Annotated in this window: 18 protein-coding genes and 1 pseudogene; 10 read left to right on the top strand and 9 right to left on the bottom strand. The window is 74.0% G+C overall.

Annotated elements, in window-relative coordinates; genetic code table 11:
* The first annotated feature begins 2 nt into the window (after nt 1-2).
* Both BFV98_RS06175 and BFV98_RS06170 read left to right on the top strand, forming a co-directional pair.
* Complete coding sequence (locus BFV98_RS06175) at nt 3-974, top strand: pirin family protein (protein ID WP_071095312.1); 972 nt, start codon at nt 3-5, stop codon at nt 972-974.
* Between the two features lie 45 nt (nt 975-1,019).
* On the top strand, nt 1,020-1,688 hold the full coding sequence (locus tag BFV98_RS06170; protein WP_071095307.1) for a hypothetical protein: 669 nt from the start codon (nt 1,020-1,022) through the stop codon (nt 1,686-1,688).
* A gap of 321 nt (nt 1,689-2,009) precedes the next feature.
* On the opposite strand, the gene BFV98_RS06165 is transcribed toward BFV98_RS06170, so the two are convergent.
* Complete coding sequence (locus BFV98_RS06165; protein WP_013285970.1) at nt 2,010-2,279, bottom strand: DUF2795 domain-containing protein; 270 nt, start codon at nt 2,277-2,279, stop codon at nt 2,010-2,012.
* Between the two features lie 177 nt (nt 2,280-2,456).
* On the opposite strand from BFV98_RS06165, the gene BFV98_RS06160 reads away from it, so the two are divergent.
* Nucleotides 2,457-2,861 carry a DUF2267 domain-containing protein gene (locus BFV98_RS06160; protein WP_013285971.1) on the top strand — a complete coding sequence of 135 codons (405 nt, stop codon included), beginning with the start codon at nt 2,457-2,459 and terminating at the stop codon, nt 2,859-2,861.
* Between the two features lie 12 nt (nt 2,862-2,873).
* Here BFV98_RS06160 and BFV98_RS06155 read toward each other — a convergent pair whose 3' ends face one another.
* On the bottom strand, nt 2,874-4,070 hold the full coding sequence (locus BFV98_RS06155; protein WP_071095305.1) for a CaiB/BaiF CoA-transferase family protein: 1,197 nt from the start codon (nt 4,068-4,070) through the stop codon (nt 2,874-2,876).
* A 242-nt stretch (nt 4,071-4,312) separates the two neighbouring features.
* Between BFV98_RS06155 and BFV98_RS06150 the strand changes: the two genes are divergently transcribed.
* The 4 genes and pseudogenes from BFV98_RS06150 to BFV98_RS32555 all read left to right on the top strand — a co-directional run.
* Complete coding sequence (locus BFV98_RS06150; protein WP_013285973.1) at nt 4,313-5,347, top strand: TerC/Alx family metal homeostasis membrane protein; 1,035 nt, start codon at nt 4,313-4,315, stop codon at nt 5,345-5,347.
* Between the two features lie 50 nt (nt 5,348-5,397).
* The gene (locus tag BFV98_RS06145; RefSeq protein WP_071095303.1) at nt 5,398-5,997 is read left to right on the top strand and encodes a sulfite oxidase-like oxidoreductase; all 600 of its coding nucleotides are present in this window, start codon (nt 5,398-5,400) and stop codon (nt 5,995-5,997) included.
* Nucleotides 5,998-6,037: 40 nt separating this feature from the next.
* Nucleotides 6,038-6,757 (top strand): ferredoxin reductase, encoded by a 720-nt coding sequence (locus tag BFV98_RS06140; RefSeq protein ID WP_176921748.1) that lies wholly within the window; start codon nt 6,038-6,040, stop codon nt 6,755-6,757.
* Nucleotides 6,758-6,773: 16 nt separating this feature from the next.
* A pseudogene (locus tag BFV98_RS32555) lies at nt 6,774-6,974 on the top strand (DUF6510 family protein); the annotation flags it as partial.
* On the opposite strand, the gene BFV98_RS06135 reads toward BFV98_RS32555, so the two are convergent.
* The gene (locus BFV98_RS06135; protein WP_071095300.1) at nt 6,900-8,672 is read right to left on the bottom strand and encodes a glycosyltransferase family 2 protein; all 1,773 of its coding nucleotides are present in this window, start codon (nt 8,670-8,672) and stop codon (nt 6,900-6,902) included. The pseudogene BFV98_RS32555 and the gene BFV98_RS06135 overlap by 75 nt on opposite strands.
* 172 nt (nt 8,673-8,844) lie before the next feature.
* A complete protein-coding gene (locus BFV98_RS06130; protein ID WP_013285977.1) occupies nt 8,845-9,498 on the bottom strand; it encodes a C39 family peptidase in 654 nt (217 codons plus the stop codon).
* 1,179 nt (nt 9,499-10,677) lie between these two features.
* Between BFV98_RS06130 and BFV98_RS06125 the strand changes: the two genes are divergently transcribed.
* Complete coding sequence (locus BFV98_RS06125) at nt 10,678-11,205, top strand: GNAT family N-acetyltransferase (RefSeq protein ID WP_255368021.1); 528 nt, start codon at nt 10,678-10,680, stop codon at nt 11,203-11,205.
* Between the two features lie 32 nt (nt 11,206-11,237).
* Here the strand turns inward: BFV98_RS06125 and BFV98_RS06120 are convergent, their stop codons facing one another.
* Complete coding sequence (locus BFV98_RS06120; protein WP_071095298.1) at nt 11,238-12,683, bottom strand: M20/M25/M40 family metallo-hydrolase; 1,446 nt, start codon at nt 12,681-12,683, stop codon at nt 11,238-11,240.
* Nucleotides 12,684-12,783: 100 nt separating this feature from the next.
* Between BFV98_RS06120 and BFV98_RS06115 the strand changes: the two genes are divergently transcribed.
* A complete protein-coding gene (locus BFV98_RS06115; RefSeq protein ID WP_013477041.1) occupies nt 12,784-14,082 on the top strand; it encodes an NAD(P)/FAD-dependent oxidoreductase in 1,299 nt (432 codons plus the stop codon).
* A 27-nt stretch (nt 14,083-14,109) separates the two neighbouring features.
* Here the strand turns inward: BFV98_RS06115 and BFV98_RS06110 are convergent, their stop codons facing one another.
* From BFV98_RS06110 to BFV98_RS06100, 3 genes are read right to left on the bottom strand one after another with little or no spacing between them, the layout of a single operon-like run.
* Nucleotides 14,110-15,222: an AI-2E family transporter gene (locus tag BFV98_RS06110; protein WP_071095296.1), complete on the bottom strand. Its 1,113-nt coding sequence runs from the start codon at nt 15,220-15,222 to the stop codon at nt 14,110-14,112.
* Nucleotides 15,223-15,261: 39 nt separating this feature from the next.
* Nucleotides 15,262-16,095 (bottom strand): spermidine synthase, encoded by an 834-nt coding sequence (locus BFV98_RS06105; RefSeq protein WP_071095294.1) that lies wholly within the window; start codon nt 16,093-16,095, stop codon nt 15,262-15,264.
* 26 nt (nt 16,096-16,121) lie between these two features.
* Complete coding sequence (locus tag BFV98_RS06100; protein ID WP_013477038.1) at nt 16,122-17,093, bottom strand: DUF2267 domain-containing protein; 972 nt, start codon at nt 17,091-17,093, stop codon at nt 16,122-16,124.
* Between the two features lie 183 nt (nt 17,094-17,276).
* Between BFV98_RS06100 and BFV98_RS06095 the strand changes: the two genes are divergently transcribed.
* Complete coding sequence (locus tag BFV98_RS06095) at nt 17,277-17,591, top strand: hypothetical protein (protein ID WP_013285984.1); 315 nt, start codon at nt 17,277-17,279, stop codon at nt 17,589-17,591.
* Between the two features lie 93 nt (nt 17,592-17,684).
* Here the strand turns inward: BFV98_RS06095 and BFV98_RS06090 are convergent, their stop codons facing one another.
* Complete coding sequence (locus BFV98_RS06090) at nt 17,685-18,032, bottom strand: STAS domain-containing protein (RefSeq protein ID WP_232236616.1); 348 nt, start codon at nt 18,030-18,032, stop codon at nt 17,685-17,687.
* Between the last annotated feature and the right edge of the window lie 43 nt (nt 18,033-18,075).

Here is an 18,075-nt window from a genome sequence, read left to right as displayed (position 1 = left end):
CGGTGGACCGCACCGAATCCCTGCCCGCGCAGACGCTCCCGCCGGGCGTCGGCCCGACCGACCCGGGCAGCGTGCTGCTGCCCGGCCACGACGTCCCGCTCGGCCGCTACACCACTGTGCGCCGGCTGCTGCCGCAGCGGCAGCGCCGGATGGTCGGCGCCTGGTGCTTCGTCGACCACTTCGGGCCCGACGACGTGGCCGACCGGCCCGGCATGGAGGTGCCGCCGCACCCGCACACCGGGCTGCAGACCGTCACCTGGCTGCTCGACGGGGAGATCCTGCACCGCGACAGCCTCGGCAACGTGCAGCCCATCCGACCGGGCCAGCTCAACGTGATGACCTCCGGGCGCGGCATCGCCCACTCCGAGCGTTCCCCGCTGGTCCACCCGCCGCTGATGCACGGCGTGCAGCTGTGGGTGGCGCTGCCCGACCCGGCCCGCGCCGGTGACCCGGACTTCGCCCACCACGCCGACCTGCCCCGCTTCCGCGACGGCGACCTGGACGTCACGCTGCTCGTCGGCGACCTCGGCGGGAAGCGCTCGCCCGCCGTCGTGCACACCCCGCTGGTCGGCGCGCAGATCGAGGTCCGCGGGCCGGCGCCGGCCACGCTGCCGCTGCGCCCGGACTTCGAGTACGGGCTGCTGGCCATGTCCGGCGCCGCCGAGTGTGACGGCACGGCGCTGGCCCCCGGCGCGCTGCTCTACCTGGGCCTCGGCCGGAACGCGCTGACGCTGCGCGCCGAGCCGGGCACCCGGCTGCTGCTGCTCGGCGGCACCCCGTTCGAGGAGCCGCTGGTGATGTGGTGGAACTTCGTCGGCCGCTCGCACGAGGAGGTGGTGGCCGCCCGGGAGGACTGGATGGCCGGCCGCCGCTTCGGCGTGGTCGCCGACGACGCGGCGCCGCCGCTGCCCGCGCCCGCGCTGCCCACCACCCGGCTCAAGGCCCGTGATCGCGGCGGTGACGTCCGCGGCTGACCGTCGTACCCCGAATGCCGCGCCGTCGCCGGGGTAGTCGGCGGCATGCCGACAACCACCGCCCCGCGCGACGTCGCGGACAAGAAGCGGCTCGCCCGCCGGCTCGCCGGAGACGGCCGCGGGTTCGCCGAGTGCTTCGGGTTCCGGGTCACCAACAACCCGGCCCAGTTGTTCCAGGTGCTGTACCTGGCCGTTCTGCTGGCCCGCCGGGGCGACTTCCACCGGTCCGTCGACGCGGCCACCGCGCTGCGCGACGCCGGCTGGGACACCGCGGCCCGGATGGCCCGCTCCCGCCACGAGGACCGGGTACGCGTGCTGCGCGCCGCCGGGCTGCGCGGTGACCTGCCCGCGATCGCCGACACCCTCGGCGACCTGGCCCGCACGATCGTCGAGGCGTACCGGGGTGACCTGCGCCGGCTGCGGACCGCCGCGCACCAGGATGCGGGCGAGGAACGGCGGCTGCTGACCGCGCTGCCCGGAGTGGACGACGAGGTGTGCGACCTGTTCCTGCGCGAGGCGCAGGCGCTGTGGCGTGAGGCGGCGCCGGTGGCCGACCGGCGTGCGCTCGCGGCGGCCCGCCGGCTCGGGCTGGGCCGTACCGCGCGCGACCTCGCCGGACTGACCGGCAGCGGCGAGTCGGAGCAACTGTCGTGGCTGGTCGGAGCGCTGGCGCGAGTGGACCTGGAGCGGCGGTACGCCGAGGTGACCGCCTGAGCGCACACGTGCGCCCGGACACACTTCCGCGATTCTCACCCGTTCGGCTGATGTTGCGTCGTATGATGATCGTGGCAGCGATGCCCGCCCGGTTCGGGCGAACATCTCACCGCTGCGCGGTCGCGACCCGGTTCGGGCGTGAACCGCGGAGGACAGGTGCTGCGTGGCGCCCCAGGTCGCGGTTCGTGACCCGGGGCGCTCGCCTGTCCGGGCACGCCGACCCGCCACAGGGCAGCGCCCACGCGCGACAGTCGTACGCCGGGCCTGTTTCCGCACGCGCAGAGGCCGGCGGCCGTGTCGCCCGCCGGCCCGACGCCGTACTCAGATGCCGCGCAGGTGTTGCGAGACGCGCGGGTGGTTGTCCCGGGCCTGCGCCGCGCGCTGCGACCGGCTCACCTCGGGAGCCGCGTCGATGCCGGCCGACCGGGCCACCTCGGTGCCGTTGGCGTAGTCCACCGGGGGCAGAGCGCGCAGCGCCCGCAACACGTCCGGCGGCGCGCCCTCCCGTTCCGCCTCGCGGATGACGTCGTCCTTGCCGGCCGGGTAGTCCAGCGCGGACAGGTAATCAAGGACATCCGTGTAACTCGCCATGGGTCGGGCTCCTCGTGGCAGTAGTCGGGGTCATGACCGGGCGGCGGTTACCCGTCGCGCCGCCGCTCAAGCCCGCGAGCGCGGAAATCCCGCCCCCGTCTCGCGCCGGTGACCGGCGCCGTTTCCGGCGCGCCGTCGCGGGTAGCCGCGGTGGGCGCACCGAAGGGGGTACCACGCATGCACTACCTGACCTTCGTGAGCCGGGTCGCCCGGCTCACCGGCACCAGCGAGGACCGGGCCGCCACGCTCACCGGGGCCACACTGGAGACGTTCGCCGAGCGGCTGACCGGCGGCGAGGTGCTGGACCTGGCCGCGCAGCTGCCGAAGCCACTCCAGGGGCTGCTCAGCCCGTATCCGCGCGACGAGGCCGCGGAACGGTTCGGCGCGGCGGAGTTCGTCGCCCGGGTCGCCCGCCGGGCCGACTGCGACGAGAACACCGCCCGGGACGCGGTACGCGCGGTGTTCGTCACGATGCGCGAGGCGATCCGCGGCGGGGAGTTCCAGGAGGTCGTGGTCCAGTTTCCGCGCGACTACCGGGACATGGTGGAACCGGCCCTCGCCCCGGCCGCCGCGCGCCGCTGAACCGGCGGCCGGTCAGCCGATCACACCTGCGGTGCGCAGAGCGGCGATCCGGCCGGCGTCGATCCCGGCACCGGCGAGCACCTCGTCGGTGTGCTCGCCCGGCGACGGTGGCGGGCGCCGGACAGAGGTCGGGGTGGCCGAGAAGCGCGGTGCGGGAGCGGGCTGGGTGACGCCGTCCGGCGCCACGAAGACCTCCCGTGCCCGCAGGTGCGGATGCTCCGGCGCCTCGGCCCAGTCGAGCACCGGCGCCACGCAGGCGTCCGTGCCGGCCAGCAGTTCCGTCCACTCGTCCCGGGTACGGGTGCGGAACAGCCGCGCCCAGGCCGCCCGCAGCGCCGGCCAGTTCGCCGGATCGTCCCGGTCCAACGCCTCACCGCCGGCCGCCGCGCCGGCGTCCTGCGGGCCGTCGCCGCCGTCGGGCGGGAAGCCGGTGAGCCGGACCAGTTCGGCGTAGAACTGCGGCTCCAGCGCGCCCACCGCCACGTACCGCCCGTCGGCGCACTCGTACGTGTCGTAGAAGGGCGCGCCGCCGTCGAGGAGGTTCACCCCGCGCGGGTCCTGCCACAGGCCGATGCCGCGCAGCGCGTGGATCTGGGTGGCCAGCACCGACACGCCGTCCACGATGGCCGCGTCGACCACCTGGCCGGGTGCGCCGCCGCGTACCGCGTACAGCGCGGCGACCACGCCGAGCGCCAGCATCATGCCCCCGCCGCCGTAGTCGCCGAGCAGGTTCATCGGCGGCACCGGGCGTTCCCCGGCCCGGCCCACGCCGTGCAGCGCACCGGTCAGGGCCAGGTAGTCGATGTCGTGCCCGGCGCGCTGCGCCAGCGGCCCGTCCTGCCCCCAGCCGGTCATCCGCCCGTACACCAGCTTGGGGTTGGCGGCGAGGCAGTCGTCCGGGCCGAGGCCGAGTCGTTCGGTCACCCCCGGCCGGAAGCCCTCCACCAGCGCGTCCGCGCCGGCGACCAGGTCGAGCACCAGGTCACGCCCTTCGGGCTGCTTGAGGTCGACGGCGATCGAGCGGCGGTTGCGGTTCAGCAGGTCGCCGGGGAAGGCGCCGAACCCACCGCCGCCGGGCCGGTCGACGCGCACCACGTCGGCGCCGAGGTCGGCCAGCATCATCGACGCGAACGGACCGGGGCCGATCCCGGCCAGCTCGATCACCCGTACGCCGGTCAGTGGTCCCTGGTTGGTCACCCGCGTCACCATAGGGTGCCCGGTGACCTGGCGCCATGCCCTCCACCACCGCACAGCGGTTGACCAGGGCAATCAACCGTGTCCCGACTTGGCGTCCGGTCCGGCGGTGACCTAGCCTTGTGCAGGCGAGGGGAGTACTTCCCACGAATCATTCCGGTCAGTACGGCAAGCCGCCGAGGCGAGCCCCGGGTGGTTGCCCACGAAAACGTGGGTGAAGGAGACCTCGAACATGACACGGTGTTCGAGGAGGCTCCATGCCCGAATTGTCGCCCCTGGCCGCGGCCGGGTTGTCGTCTGTAGGCACGCCCACGCTGTGGGTCGTGACGATCGTCGGCGTGCTCGTCCTGCTGGTGCTCGACTTCCTGGTCACCAGAAAGCCGCACGAGGTCTCGATCCGTGAGGCCCTGGGCTGGTCGGCCTTCTACATCGCCCTGCCGCTGGCCTTCGGCGCCTGGATCTGGTCCCGCTACGGCAGCCAGCAGGGCATCGAGTACCTCACCGGTTACCTGGTCGAGAAGTCCCTCTCGGTCGACAACCTGTTCGTCTTCATGCTGCTGCTGGCCGCGTTCGCGGTGCCCGCCGTGCTCGCCCAGCGGGTGCTGCTCTACGGCATCGCGGGCGCCCTGGTGCTGCGCGGTGTGTTCATCGCGCTCGGCGCCGCCGCGCTTCAGACGCTCGACTTCGCCTTCCTGCTGTTCGCGCTCATCCTGATCGCCACCGCGGTCAAGCTGCTGCGCGACGCCCTCTCCGGGCACGAGCAGGAGGTCGACATCAACAAGATGCGGTCGGTACGCCTGCTCCGCAAGATCATGCCGGTGGTCGACGACTACCACGGCACCCGGATGACGATCCGGCAGGGCGGCCGGCGGGCGCTCACCCCGTTCGCGCTCGTCGTGGTCGCCGTGCTGGCCACGGACATCGTGTTCGCCGTCGACTCGGTGCCGGCCGTCTACGGCATCACCGAGGACCCGTACCTGGTCTTCGCCACCAACGCCTTCGCGCTACTGGGCCTGCGGGCGCTCTACTTCGTGCTGCACGCCGCGCTGAGCCGCCTCGTGCACCTCAGCTACGGCCTGGCCGCCATCCTGGCGTTCATCGGCGTCAAGCTCGGCCTGCACTGGGCGCACGGCATCTGGGAGGGCGTGCCGGAGATCCCGACGCTCGCCTCGCTCGGCGTGATCATCGGTGTCCTGGTGATCGTGACCATCACCAGCCTGCGGGCCACCCGCAACAGCGGCGACGGCAAGCGCACCGTCGTGCACGAGGTGCAGGGTGGAGGTTCCGCCTGACTCGGTGGGAACCCCTGCCCCGGCGGGACCGGCGGTGGTACGACTGACGAGTGGGAATCGTCTCGCCCGGCTTCCAGGGCCGGCCCCGTACGTCCGCGCCCGACCTGCCGCCGGGGCAGTACCTCACCGAGGACTTCCCGGTGCTCTCCGCGGGCCCGACGCCGCGCGTGCCGCTGGACACCTGGGAGTTCGTGCTGACCAGCGAGACCGGCGCGGAGTACCGCTGGTCCTGGGACGAGATGATGGGCCTGCCGCAGGACACCCCGACTGTGGACCTGCACTGCGTCACCCGCTGGTCCAAGCTCGGCACCACCTGGCAGGGCGTCTCCCTGGACACGCTGCTCGACGGCGTCGACACCGAGGCCCGGTACGCGCTGGCGCACTCCTACGGCGGCTACACCACCAACCTGCCGCTGGACGACCTGCGCGGCGGGCGGGCCTGGGTGGTGCACACGTACGACGGGGGGCCGCTGCCGGCCGAGCACGGCGGACCGGCGCGGCTGCTCGTGCCGCACCTGTACCTGTGGAAGTCGGCCAAGTGGGTGCACGGCATCCGGCTGCTCCCCGACGACCGGCCCGGCTTCTGGGAGACCGCCGGCTACCACGACTACGGCGACCCGTGGCGCGAGCAGCGCTACCAGGGCGACTGAGGTGACGGCCCAGGCCGAGGGCCGCCGCGTCGCGCCGCTGATGTGGCGGGTCGCCCGGCTGGTCGAGCGGCGGATCGAGACGCCCACCGCGCAGACGCTGGTGCTGGACGTGCCCGGCTGGCCCGGGCACCTGCCCGGGCAGCACGTCGACCTGCGCCTCACCGCCGAGGACGGCTACCAGGCCGCCCGGTCGTACTCGCTGGCCGGCCCCGCCGACGGCGAGCGGATCGAGGTGACGGTGCAGCGGGTACCCGACGGCGAGGTGTCGCCGTACCTGACCGACACCTACGCCGAGGGCGACCCGCTGGAGGTACGCGGCCCGGTCGGCGGCTGGTTCGTCTGGCGTACCGACGACACCGCGCCGGTGCTGCTCGTGGGCGGCGGATCCGGCGTGGTGCCGCTGACGGCGATGATCCGCGCGCGCCGCGCCGCGGGCAGCCGCACGCCGTTCCGGCTCGTCTACTCGGTGCGCACCCCCGACGACGTCATCTACGCCGACGAGCTGCGCCGCCGCGCGCGCGACGACCAGGGCCTCGACGTCGCGTACGTCTACACCAGGTCCGCGCCCGAGGGCTGGCGCGGCGAGCCGCACCGGATCGGCCTGGCCGACGTGAACAGCCACGGCTGGCCGCCCGACCTGGAGCCGCTGTGCTACGTGTGCGGCCCCACCGGATTCGTGGAGACCGTGGCCGACCTGCTGGTGGGGCTGGGTCACCCGACCCGGCGCGTGCGGACCGAACGGTTCGGCCCGACCGGCTGAGACCCGAGGAGGGCGTATGACCGACCTGTCCTACGTGGACGGCAACATGCTCGACGGGCCGTTGCGTGAGTTGTTCGCCGTCGACCTGAGCGCCACCACCGGCCGCTGCGACACCTGCGGGACGACCGGCCCGATGGCCGGGCTACACGTCTACTCGCACGCCCCGGGCCTGGTCGGGCGCTGCCCCGCCTGCACCGGGGTGATGGTGCGGCTGGTCCGCGCGCCGCAGCGGGCCTGGCTGGACCTGCGCGGGACCACGTACCTCCAGGTGCCCATGCCGGCCGAGCAGGGTTTCCGCGCCGTGCCCTGACGTCTGCGCCGTGGCTGGACCGCGCCCGCCGCGTCGGCGCAGCCGCCCGACGAGCTGACCCACCGTCACCGGCACCACGGAGAGCACGAGCTGACCGTTGCGCGGGTCGACTGTCGCCGCCACCCCGTACAGCCGGGCGCCGTGCCGCAGCAGCCGGGGCCGCCCGGCGGCGAGCCGGGGCGCGCGCACCGCGGCCCCGCCGCGCCCGTGACCGCCGTCCACCTCGGCGCGGACCGGATGGCGCTGCCCGCTGGCGGAGCTTGCCGCCAGGAGCCGGTCGAGTGCGAAGTCCGTGCGGAGCGTGCGCCCGGTCGGATCGCCGGCGTCCATCCGGGTGGCGCCCACGACCGGACCGGCCAGCATCCGCACCGGCCCGGCCTCCGTGGCGAACCGGGGGTACGGGCTGCGCGTCGTCACCGTCAACGTGTGCCCGTCGACCCAGTTCACGTCGACGGTGTCCAGCCGCGCCAGCCAGTCGGCGCGCACGTCGGTGACGTCGGTCCACCGCGCCGGGGCGCCCGGATAGCCCGCGTGCCAGCGGTCACCGGCGAACACCGTCGCCGGCACGCCCCGGCCGCTGTCCTGCTCGATCACCGCCAGCAGGTCGTCGACTCCGCCCACGGTCACCGCGCCCAGGCGCAGCCGGGCCTCGATGTCGAGCCGGTCCCGCAGACCGTCGGTGACGTGCCGCCGCACCAGCCGCGCGACCGTCGCGTGCACCCGCTCCTGCGCGGCCCGGTCCAGGTGCCGGAAGTCGTCGCCGACGAGGTTCGCCAGTTCCAGCCCGGCGTGACGGCGCAGCACCGCGTCCCGGCGCTCCCCGGCGGGGATCAGGTCGGCCACGTACGCGAACAGCCGCTCCACGCTGACCAGGCGCTGCTCGACCCGGCTGTGGTAGGTGATGTTGCGGGCGTCCAGCCGGCGCACCGCGTGGTAGTAGTCGTAGTCGGCGAGCACCGAGATCCGGCGGGCGTGGTAGCAGGCGGCGAGCGTGAACGGCTGGTCGCTGAGCACCGGCATGTCCTCCGGGAACCGCAGCCCGAGCCGGTCCACGAGGTCGCGCCGGAACAGCTTCGTGTTCGCCAGCGACCAGGGCAGCGCCGAGTCGAACAGGCTCACGTCGACCGCGTTGCCGTCGGCGAACACGTCGGAGAACACGTGCCGGCCGTTGACCCCGACCACCTTGCCGAGCACCACGTCCGAGCCGTACCGGTCGGCGGCGGCGATCAGACGCTCAAGGGCCTCCGGACCGAGCCGGTCGTCCGAGCCGAGGAAGAAGACGTACCGGCCGGTGGCCAGGTCCAGTCCCCGGTTGCAGGGCGACGCCGGGCCACCGGAGTTGGGCTGGTGGACCACCCGCACCGTGCCGGGGTGCCTCGCGGCGTACCGGTCCAGCAGGCGGCCGCTGCCGTCGGTGGACCCGTCGTCCACCGCCACGATCTCCATCCGGCCCGGCCCGATCGTCTGCCGCAGCACCGAGTCGAGGCAGGACCGCAGGTAGCGCAGCGTGTTGTAGACAGGCACGACCACGCTCACGTCGGGGCGGCTCGGCGCGGCTGGGCGGGGCGTGGTCGGTGGGCGGTGCGTCGCCTCCTCGGCTGCCACAGCTGCTCCTTCACGGTCGCCCGGACGATCCGGCGCGACCCAGCGTGGTGGAGCGAGCCGTCCGGGTGACGACACCGGCGTGACGGCGAGGTGACCGGAAGGCAGCCGTTGGATACGCGCGAAAGGGCCCGACCCCTTGGCGGGGGTCGGGCCCTTCGTCATGGTCGTTCGGTCAGGAGCTGTAGCCGCGGCTGGCGATCCAGCGGGCGAGCTCGTCGACGTCCATCCGGTAGGAGGCCTGGTTCGGGTTGGCCGAGTCGGCGATCGTCACGACCTTGCCGCCGTCGCGGTAGCCGACCACGCTGATGTAGTGGCCACCCTCGAAGGAGTGGGCGTTGCCGTCGGTGTCGGTGGCGGTGCCGGCGATGTTGGCCACCACGGCACGGCCGTCGTCGACGGTCTTGACCACGTCGGCGCGCAGCTTGTCGACCTTGTCGCGGTCGCGGGCCTTGTCCACGGGGATCTCGGTGGACTTGTAGACGTCCTTACCGGTCTCCTTGTTCAGCACCGGGGTGATGTCGTTGATGGAGTTGGTGCCGGCCTCGGTGGTGCCCATCTCCTCGGCCATGGCGTGCACGTCGATGTTCTTGCCCTGCACGCTCAGCGCGTTACGGGCGGCGGCGGGGCCGCAGAAGTAGAAGTTGGGCTGCGCCTCGTAGCGCACGTCGAGTTCCCGCTCGCCGTGGCCCTTGCGGTCGGCCACCACGCTCGTGGTGCCGGTGGTGGGGGCGGCATGGGCGGCGATGGCGGGGCCGGCGATGCCACCAGCGGTGGCGACGACACCAGCAGCGGTCAGAACGGTCTTGCGCAGCAGAGTGGTAGCCATGATGGTTGCCTCCCTGAAGTGGGGGATGACGCGGCAAAGGGGGGATGCCGCGAGGGGGAAAAGTCTTGGGGGTGCCCGTGGAGAGAGGGCTGGCACGCGGGCGGCTCGGAGGGCCTGCTCTACGCGGCTCGGGGATGTAACGACCTGCGGACCGGGGTCATTCCCGCCGACCGTGGCTCACCCGGTCGGGGCGGTACGGCCCGAGAGGGCCTGTCCGGCGGCGTGGCCTCGCGGTTCGGCCCGGTGGATGTAACGACCGGCGGGCCGGGGTCATTCCGTGGCTCTCGGCCGGGGCGACGACCTGGGGGAGGTAACGGCGTCCGGCCGGCGGCCATTCCGGGGGACGGCGGGGTGCCCGTCGTCCGGGGATGTAACGACGACCGGGCCGGGCCGATTCCCTGACCTATCCGGGCGCCCCTGGCGGGCCGGTGCCCGGCGCTCGACCTGGTGCCTGGGCCGTCAGCCATGTACAACGCCTCGCGCCCGCCACCGATTCCACCCCCACGGTGGCACCGACCACAGCCCCGCCAGGCTCAGCGCAGCGAACCGGACACCGCGGACCGAACCACCCGACCGGGTGCCGATGGTCCCGTCCGAGGCGCGGACGGATCCGTCCGAGGTCAGCCTCGACGCCGGTCCTCACAGCTCCACCCCGCCCGCCCACGCGATCTTGCAGTTTGGTGCCCGGCGAACCTCGCAAAGCGGGCATCCCTGGGGCGCCAAGTGCAAGATCGCGTGGGCATTTCGGTCCGTCACCTGTGCCGCACAGGAGCCAAAAGGTGCCGTGCGGGGCTACAAGGCGTCGTTCCCCGCACAATGAGATCGGCAGGCCACATCGTGGGAGCCGGGGAGATCTTGGTACGAAAGGGCCCCCATGAGGGCCGTTTCCTACCAAGATCTACGGGCCCCGCCTGGGGCGAGGCGGAAGCGGCGTCGCGGCCCGCCTTCCCGGGGCGGTGGACCGGCCGGGACGGGCGGCACGTCGGGGCCGGGGCGGGCGGCCTCACGTCCGGGCTGGGACGGGTCGCCTCACGTCGGGGCGGGACAGGGGGCGGGGAGGTCGTGCCGGAAGTGGGCGCCGGCGCGGAAACGCGCACTCCGGACGCGGCGGGCCGTGTGGCGGAGGGGGAGTGCACCCCCGGGTGGGGTGGGGTGGACGCGGTGGCGCAGAGTGGCGCTGTGCGATACCTGCGTAGTGACGGACGCGTCGCCATCCGCCGTCCCCGTCCGGCTGACGAGGCGGAGTTCGTCGCCGCCGTCCGGCGCAGCCGCGACCTGCACCATCCGTGGCTCTCCGCGCCCGATGACGCGCAGCGCTACGCGGCGTACCTGCGCAAGATCCGGGGGCGGGACAGCGCCGGGTTCCTGTTCTGCGACCGGGCCACCGGGCAGATCGCCGGATACGCGAACATCAGCGGCATCGTGCTGGGCGCGCTGCGCGGCGGCTACCTCGGATACGCGGCGTTCCGCCCGTACGCGGGCAGCGGGCACGCCTCGGCCGGGGTGCGGCTGGTGATCGAGTACGCGTTCGGGCCGCTCGGTCTGCACCGGCTGGAGGCGAACATCCAGCCCGGCAACGAGCCGTCGAAGCGGCTGGCGCGGCGGCTCGGTTTCCGGCTGGAGGGGTTCTCCCCGGACTACCTGTTCATCGACGGCGCGTGGCGCGACCACGAACGCTGGGCGATCACCGCCCCGGCGCCGGACTGAGTGCGGCGCCGGAGGACGGTGACCGGCCGGCCTCAGCTGCCGGGCTTCGGGAAGGCGACCGGGCTGCGGTGCCCGTCCCGGTCGACCGCCCGTACGCCGAAGAACACGTTGTCCTTGGACAGGTCGATGGTCACCTCGGTGACGTCGCCGACCGGCAGCACCTTCTGCCACTGGTCGGCGGTGGTCTCCCGCCACACCACCTCGTACCCGGCCAGGTCCGGCTCGGGCCCGCGCTGCCACCGCAACGTGGTGTCGTTGGTCAGGTTCGTGGTCACCACGGTGACGCCCTTGGGTGTGCCGGGCGCCTGGGCCAGTGACCACAGCGTCGCGGCGTTCACCCGGGCCACCCGGGTGATGTAGCCGAAGTCGCAGAACTCCGGCAGGTCGCCGTACTGCACCCCGTCGACGACCCGCACGTCCTGGTGCTGGTGGGCGAAGTCCTCGTTCGGCTCGGTGAACCGGCCGGCCGGCCAGCCCTCGCGCAGGAACGAGATGTGGTCGCTGCCGCGCAGGTAGCGGTCCCGCCGGTAGATGACGCGCACGTCCATGCCGGTGGCGGAGTTCCCGGCCACGTCGGTGACGAACCGGGCGAGCTGCCGCGACGGCGAGTCGTTCTCGCCGCCGACGGACTGCCGCACGCTCGCCTCGGCCGGGGTCTCGGCGGTCGGCACGCCCTCGGCGAACAACCGCACGGTACGCGGGTCGCGCGTGCCGTCGTCGGCGGTGCTGGACCCGACGATGTCGTTGCTGAACATGGCCTGGACATCGGCGCCGGCCGCCTTCAACTGCGAGGCGAGGTACGCCGAGCCGTACAGTCCCTGCTCCTCGGCTGCGACGGCGGCGAGCACGATGGTGGCCTCGGTGCGGCGGGTGGACAGCACCCGGGCCAGCTCCATCACCACCGCCACGCCGGAGGCGTCGTCGTCTGCGCCCGGCGCGTCGCTGACCGCGTCCATCACGTCGGTCGCCCGGGAGTCGTAGTGGCCGGTGATGACGTACACCCGCTCGGGCGTGACGTCGCCGCGCAGGGTCGCCACCACGTTGGTGATGGTGGTGGGGACGGGGATGCGGGAGGCGGGCTGCTGGACGTACGACTGGAGTTCGACAGTCATCCGGCCGCCGGACGCGGCCGCGTACCCGGAGAGCTGGGCGTGGATCCAGTCGCGGGCGGCGCCGATGCCGCGTACCGGATCGGTCTGGCTGGACAGGGTGTGGCGGGTGCCGAACGCGGCGAGCCGGCGCACGACGGCCTCGATCCGGCGGCTGTCGATCTCGCGCAGCAGCGCGGTCAGCTCGCGGCCGGGCCGCTGCGGCCGGGCCGGACGGCCCGGGCCCGGGGGAGCGCCGGTCGCGGCGTCGGCCGGGGCGGCGGTGAGCGGGGTGGCGACGGCGGCGGCGGTGGCCGCGGCGGAGGCGGTGAGGAAGGTACGCCGGCTGGACCTCGTGGGCCGACCCTCGGCGGTCTCGTGGTTTCCCATCCCGGCATCCTCGCGCCGATCACGAGGAATGTCCATATAGCCGCTGATGGATGGATCACGGGCACGTTTGTCGCAGGTCTGCCCGGGAACGGCAGCAGGCATGACGAAACCACGGGTGGTGATCGTGGGGGCCGGGTTCGCCGGGTACCACGCGGCCAAGACGTTGCGCCGACTGGCCCGCGACCGGGCCGAGATCGTCCTGCTGAACACGACCGACTACTTCCTCTACCTGCCGCTGCTGCCCGAGGTGGCGGCAGGTGTGGTGGAGCCGACCCGGATCGCGGTGCCGCTCGCCGGCACGCTCGACGGCGTCCGCGTGGTGATCGGCGAGGCCGACCGTGTCGACCTGCAGAACCGGTGGGTCGGCTACCGCTCCGTCGAGGGCGACCACGGGCAGCTCGCGTACGACCGGCTCGTGCTCAGCGTGGGCAGCGTCAACAAGCTGCTGCCGATCCCCGGCGTGACCGAGTACGCCCACGGCTTCCGCGGCCTGCCCGAGGCGCTGTTCCTGCACGACCACGTGGTCCGGCAGGTCGAGCTGGCCGAGCTGACCCAGGACCCGGCCGAGCAGCGGGCCCGCACCACGTTCGTGGTGGTCGGCGCCGGCTACACCGGCACCGAGGTGGCCGCGCACGGGCAGCTGTTCACCGACCGGCTGATGGCCCAGCGTCCGCACCTGAAGGTCCGGCCGCGCTGGATGCTGCTGGACGTGGCGCCCCGGGTGCTGCCCGAACTGGACCGGCGGATGTCGGTCACCGCCGACCGGGTGCTGCGCAAACGCGGCGTGGACGTGCGGATGGGCACCTCGGTCGCCGAGGCCACCCCGGACGGGGTGATGCTCACCGACGGCGAGTACGTCCCGACGTGCAGCCTCGTCTGGTGCGTGGGCGTACGCCCCGACCCGTTCGTGGCCGAACTGGGCCTGCGCACCGAGAAGGGCCGGCTGGTGGTCGACGAGTTCCTCAACGTCCCCGGCTACCCCGAGGTGTTCGCCTGCGGCGACGCCGCCGCCGTGCCCGACCCGACCCGCCCCGGGCAGGTGTGTGCGATGACCGCGCAGCACGCCCAGCGGCAGGGCAAGCTGGCCGCGCACAACATCGCCGCCTCGTACGGTCAGGGCGTGCGCAAGTCGTACAAGCACCACGACCTGGGCTGGGTGGTGGACCTGGGCGGCAAGGACGCGGCGGCGAACCCGCTGAAGGTGCCGCTCGCAGGGCTGCCGGCCAAGGCCGTCACCCGCGGCTACCACCTGCTGGCCATGCCCGGTAACCGCCCCCGGGTCGCGGCGGACTGGGCGCTGGACGCGACGCTGCCCCGGCCCGCCGTGCAGCTCGGGCTGGTCCCCGCGAACGCGGTGCCGCTGGAGAGCGAGTCACCGGAGCTGGCCCGCCGCCACTGATCGCCGCACACACCCGCCGGCCGGCTCTCACCCGCCGGCCGGCGGCCGTTCCGGTGCTCCGGTACCGGCCGCACCCGGGTCGGCCGGTTCGCCGTCGGCGGGCTGCGGCAGCGCCTGCCGCCCGGCGGGCGCGAACTCGCGCAGCAGCACCTGCACGATGCCGGCGGCCGGGATCGCCAGCAGCGCCCCCACCAGCCCGGCCAGCTCGACCGACAGCAGCACGCTGACCAGCACCGTCAACGGGTTCAACCGGACCGCGCGGCCCATGATGACCGGTTGCAGCAGATGGTTCTCCACCTGCTGGTAGACCACGAAGAAGACCAGCACGACGAGGCCGGCGGTGGGGGAGTGCAGGAACGCCGCGCCGGCCGCGGCGAGCGCGCCGAGCGTGGCGCCGACGAGCGGGATCAGGTCGAACACGGCGACCGTCAGCGCGATCACCGCGGCGAACGGCACACCGAGCAGGAACAGTACGACGAACGTCAGACCGCCGCAGATCACGCTGATCAGCAGGTTGCCGCTCAGGTAGCCGGTGACGATCCGGGACGAATCACGCCCGATGCGCCGCAGCCGCGCCGCCGCGCCGTCGCCGGTGAGCCGCAGCGTGGCGGCCACGATCTTCGGCGCCTCCAGGACCATCAGGTACGCCAGCACCACCACGGTGACCAGCGCGGCGACCGCCTGGGCCACGCTGCGGACCACCCCTACCGTCGGGTCGCCGAGCCGGGCGCCGTACCGGCGCAGCTGGCCGGGTTCGGCGTAGCGGAGCAGGTGGAAGCGGTCCAGCAGCCGCCCGAGCGGCCCCTGCCCGGCCTGCGCCTCGCGCACGATGTCCGGCGCCCGGTCGGCGAAGCGGCCCACCTCGTCCACCAGCGGCACCACGATCAGCGCGCCGACGGCGGCGAACAGCGCGAACGCGGCCAGGAACACCAGCAACGTGGCGAGCGCGCGGCGGCGTACCCGACGTTCGAGACGGTCCACGAGCGGTTTGAGGGCGACCGCGAAGAACACCGCCACCAGTCCCCACACCAGCACCCGCCGGGTGGCCCAGACCAGCGCCAGCCCGACCCCGGTGGCGAGGACCAGACCGATCACGATCAGCGTCCGGCGCGCGATGGACCGATCGTCGGCGGCGCTCATCCGGCGCGGCTACCCGCGCTGGGGGTACGGAAACCCGGCTCAGCCCAGGTCGGCGTCGGTGACCGGGTGGGCACCCGCGGCGAACGCGTCGAGCGTCGCGCCGTGCAGCACCGTTCCGGGCACCGGGTCGGCGGCGACGCGGGTGGCGAGCCGGATCACCGGGATCCGGCCCGCCGTGGGCGTGGCGGCGAGCACCACGTTGCCGTAGCGGCGTCCGCGCAGCATCCGCCGGTCGGCGACCAGGCAGACGTCGGCGAACACCGCCCGCAGCGTCGCCACCTGTGACCGGGTGTGCGCCAGTGGCGGCAGGTCGGTGAGGTTGATCAGGTAGAGGCCGTCCGGGCGCAGCACCCGGGCCACCTGCGCCGCGAACTCGACCGCCGCCACCTGTGGCGGCATCCGGGCCGCCCGGTACACGTCGGCCACCACCACGTCGTACGTCCCGGACGGCTCCTCGGCGACCGCCTCCCGGGCGTCGCCGAGCGCCACCACCACCTCCGGCGGCAGCCGTGGCAGCTTCCGTCGGACCAGCTCGACCACGCCCGGATCGCGCTCGATCACCCGCTGCGCCGAACCGGGCCGGGTGCTCGCGAGCCAGCGCGGCAGCGTGAGCGCGCCGCCGCCGAGGTGCAGCGCGGTCAGCGCCGCGCCGCGCGGGGCGGCCAGGTCGATCGCGGCGGTGATCCGCCGCACGTACTCGAAGTGCAGGTACCGGGCGTCGGCCACGTCCACGTACGACTGCTCGACCCCGTCGGCCAGCAGCGTGCGCCCGGACGGGCGGGCCGGGTCCACCACGATCTCCAGGGTCTCGGTGTCGTCGTGATCCACGGCGGGACACGGTACCGCGCGGCCACGGGCGGCCCCGGCCCGCATGGGACCGGGGCCGTTCCGCCGCCGGGTCAGCCGGCCGCCATCCCGGCGCCGGCCTCGTCGACTGCCGCGTCCACCCGGTGCGCGAGGTCCACGTCCGCCGCCGTCACACCGTCGACCTGCTGGGTCCGGACCGTCAGCACGGCGTTGTCCGGGTCGGGACGCCCGATCTGCGGCGAGCGTCCGACGTCGGACTTGAGCCGGTCCAGCCGGTCGAGCACCCGGTCCAGGTTGCCGCCGGGGAGCTCGATCGTGCGCACGAGCGAGCGCCTGTCACTGGACCAGTAGGGCAGCGTCGCGAGCGCGTCGCGCAGCTCCGCCTCGGTCAGCGGCGCGGTGGCCGAGGACGCGCCCACCAGGCCGCCGCCGAAGTCGGCCGGCCCGAGCAGGTCACGCAACTCGTCGGGTACGCGCAGCGACTCGACCAGATCCGCGTCGGCCTCGGCGAGCGCGGCGAGCGTCGCCTCTGCCTGGTACCGCGCCTGCTCCGGGGTGAGGCGGCTGTACCGGCCGACCTCGGCCAGGAAGCCGGGCAGGTCGCGGCGGCGTTCCATGCCGTGCACCGGCACCACGTCATGCAGGGTCAGCGGCACCGCCTCCAGCAGCCGCTCCCGTTCCGTCTCGTCCAGCGCCCGGGCCAGGGCCAGCACGGTGGCCTCCGCCGCGACCCTGGCCGCGGAGAAGTCCACCCCCGCACGCCGGCTCACGTCGTCGACGAGATCCCGGTAGCCCATCGAGACCCCGGGTGACGGTGTCGGGTCCGGCAGCGGCCGCGGCCGCTCCGCGACCGCGGCCGGCGGCGGCGCGGGGCCACCCCGGGTCGTGTCCGGCTTGTGCCGTCCGGCCGGCGGCGGGCCGGACCGGTCGTGCTGGTCCAGCGAGGTGACCTGCTTGGACGCGCTGAGGCTGGCGCCGGTCTGGCTCGGCCGCAGCCCTCGCTCGCGGGCCTCGCGGGCCAGGGCCCGGCGGCGCTGGTTGTCGCCCTCCATCTGCTTGCGCATCGTCGCACCTCGTTCCTGGGTCGGTTGCGCTTGCGCCGACCGCGTTCCCGGCGCTGCCGGGAAGGTAACGGCGGACCGTCCGGCGGACGCTTCATTCGCTGCGGGTGAGGAGCGCTCACCCCGGCGGGCGGCAGGCTCGGACGGACCGGACAACTTCCGACGCACGCGGAAGGGCAGGTCGACATGAAACGGATCGTGGAGATCGTCCCCGCCCGTCCCGGCTGGTACGCCCGTTGGCGGATCGGCCCGGACGACACCCGTTCCTACCCGGTGACCCTCTGGGCGCTGCTGGAGCACCACGACGGCAGTGGACGCGAGGTGGTCGGCGTCGACTGCGTCGGGCAGTGGCCCGGAGCGGACGACGACGACATGAGCGGGGACTTCGTCCGTTATCTGTTCCAGACGCCCGATTCCGGCGCGCCGGAGGACGTCGAGCCTCCAGTCGCGGGCCAGTCGCGCGACGAAGCACCGCACCGGCAGGCCGCGCCCGCCGTCTGAGCCATCCTCCCGGCCCCCGGCCCCTGGTCCCAGGGTCGGGGGCCACCCCTGTCCGCGGGGCGTCCGCCCGTCTCGCGGGCGGCGCCGGCCGGGTCAGCCCGCCTCGCGGGCGCCGCCGGTCAGCTCCTGCGGCGGGGCGGCCAGCAACTCGGCCAGGCCGGTGCGGTCCAGCAGGTGCCTGATCTGCGGGTTCAGGTTCAGCAGGCGGATCGCCCCGGTGCCGGCCCGGTGGATCACCACGAGCGCGCTCAGGCCCGAGGAGTCGCAGAGGTCCACCCCGGCGAAGTCGAGTTCCAGCTCCTGGTGACCGTCGCGGCGCAGGTCGGCCACGGCGTCGACGAGTTCCGGCGCGGTGTCGAAGTCCAGTTCCCCGGCCAGCCGCACCCGGGCGGAACCGGCGTCGAGCCGGTCCACCTCGATGGTCAACATCTGGGAGGGCACGTACCCATGTTCCCAGCCGGGCACGGCCGGGAAACCCCCGGGG

Source organism: Micromonospora sp. WMMB235 (assembly GCF_001855515.1).
In the GTDB taxonomy this organism is placed as follows: domain Bacteria; phylum Actinomycetota; class Actinomycetes; order Mycobacteriales; family Micromonosporaceae; genus Micromonospora; species Micromonospora aurantiaca.
Note: the sequence above shows the minus strand (reverse complement) of the source record. Positions and strands in the feature narration are given on the sequence as shown.

What these genes read in the sequence shown, in the direction of transcription:
- BFV98_RS06120 (WP_071095298.1), bottom strand. Translation starts at nt 12,683, where the DNA reads ATGGGAAACCACGAGACCGCCGAGGGTCGGCCCACGAGGTCCAGCCGG.
- BFV98_RS06095 (WP_013285984.1), top strand. Translation starts at nt 17,277, where the DNA reads ATGAAACGGATCGTGGAGATCGTCCCCGCCCGTCCCGGCTGGTACGCC.
- BFV98_RS06155 (WP_071095305.1), bottom strand. Translation starts at nt 4,070, where the DNA reads ATGGTGACGCGGGTGACCAACCAGGGACCACTGACCGGCGTACGGGTG.
- BFV98_RS06170 (WP_071095307.1), top strand. Translation starts at nt 1,020, where the DNA reads ATGCCGACAACCACCGCCCCGCGCGACGTCGCGGACAAGAAGCGGCTC.
- BFV98_RS06130 (WP_013285977.1), bottom strand. Translation starts at nt 9,498, where the DNA reads ATGGCTACCACTCTGCTGCGCAAGACCGTTCTGACCGCTGCTGGTGTC.
- BFV98_RS06160 (WP_013285971.1), top strand. Translation starts at nt 2,457, where the DNA reads ATGCACTACCTGACCTTCGTGAGCCGGGTCGCCCGGCTCACCGGCACC.
- BFV98_RS06165 (WP_013285970.1), bottom strand. Translation starts at nt 2,279, where the DNA reads ATGGCGAGTTACACGGATGTCCTTGATTACCTGTCCGCGCTGGACTAC.
- BFV98_RS06105 (WP_071095294.1), bottom strand. Translation starts at nt 16,095, where the DNA reads ATGCGGGCCGGGGCCGCCCGTGGCCGCGCGGTACCGTGTCCCGCCGTG.
- BFV98_RS06150 (WP_013285973.1), top strand. Translation starts at nt 4,313, where the DNA reads ATGCCCGAATTGTCGCCCCTGGCCGCGGCCGGGTTGTCGTCTGTAGGC.
- BFV98_RS06115 (WP_013477041.1), top strand. Translation starts at nt 12,784, where the DNA reads ATGACGAAACCACGGGTGGTGATCGTGGGGGCCGGGTTCGCCGGGTAC.
- BFV98_RS06140 (WP_176921748.1), top strand. Translation starts at nt 6,038, where the DNA reads ATGTGGCGGGTCGCCCGGCTGGTCGAGCGGCGGATCGAGACGCCCACC.
- BFV98_RS06100 (WP_013477038.1), bottom strand. Translation starts at nt 17,093, where the DNA reads ATGCGCAAGCAGATGGAGGGCGACAACCAGCGCCGCCGGGCCCTGGCC.
- BFV98_RS06110 (WP_071095296.1), bottom strand. Translation starts at nt 15,222, where the DNA reads ATGAGCGCCGCCGACGATCGGTCCATCGCGCGCCGGACGCTGATCGTG.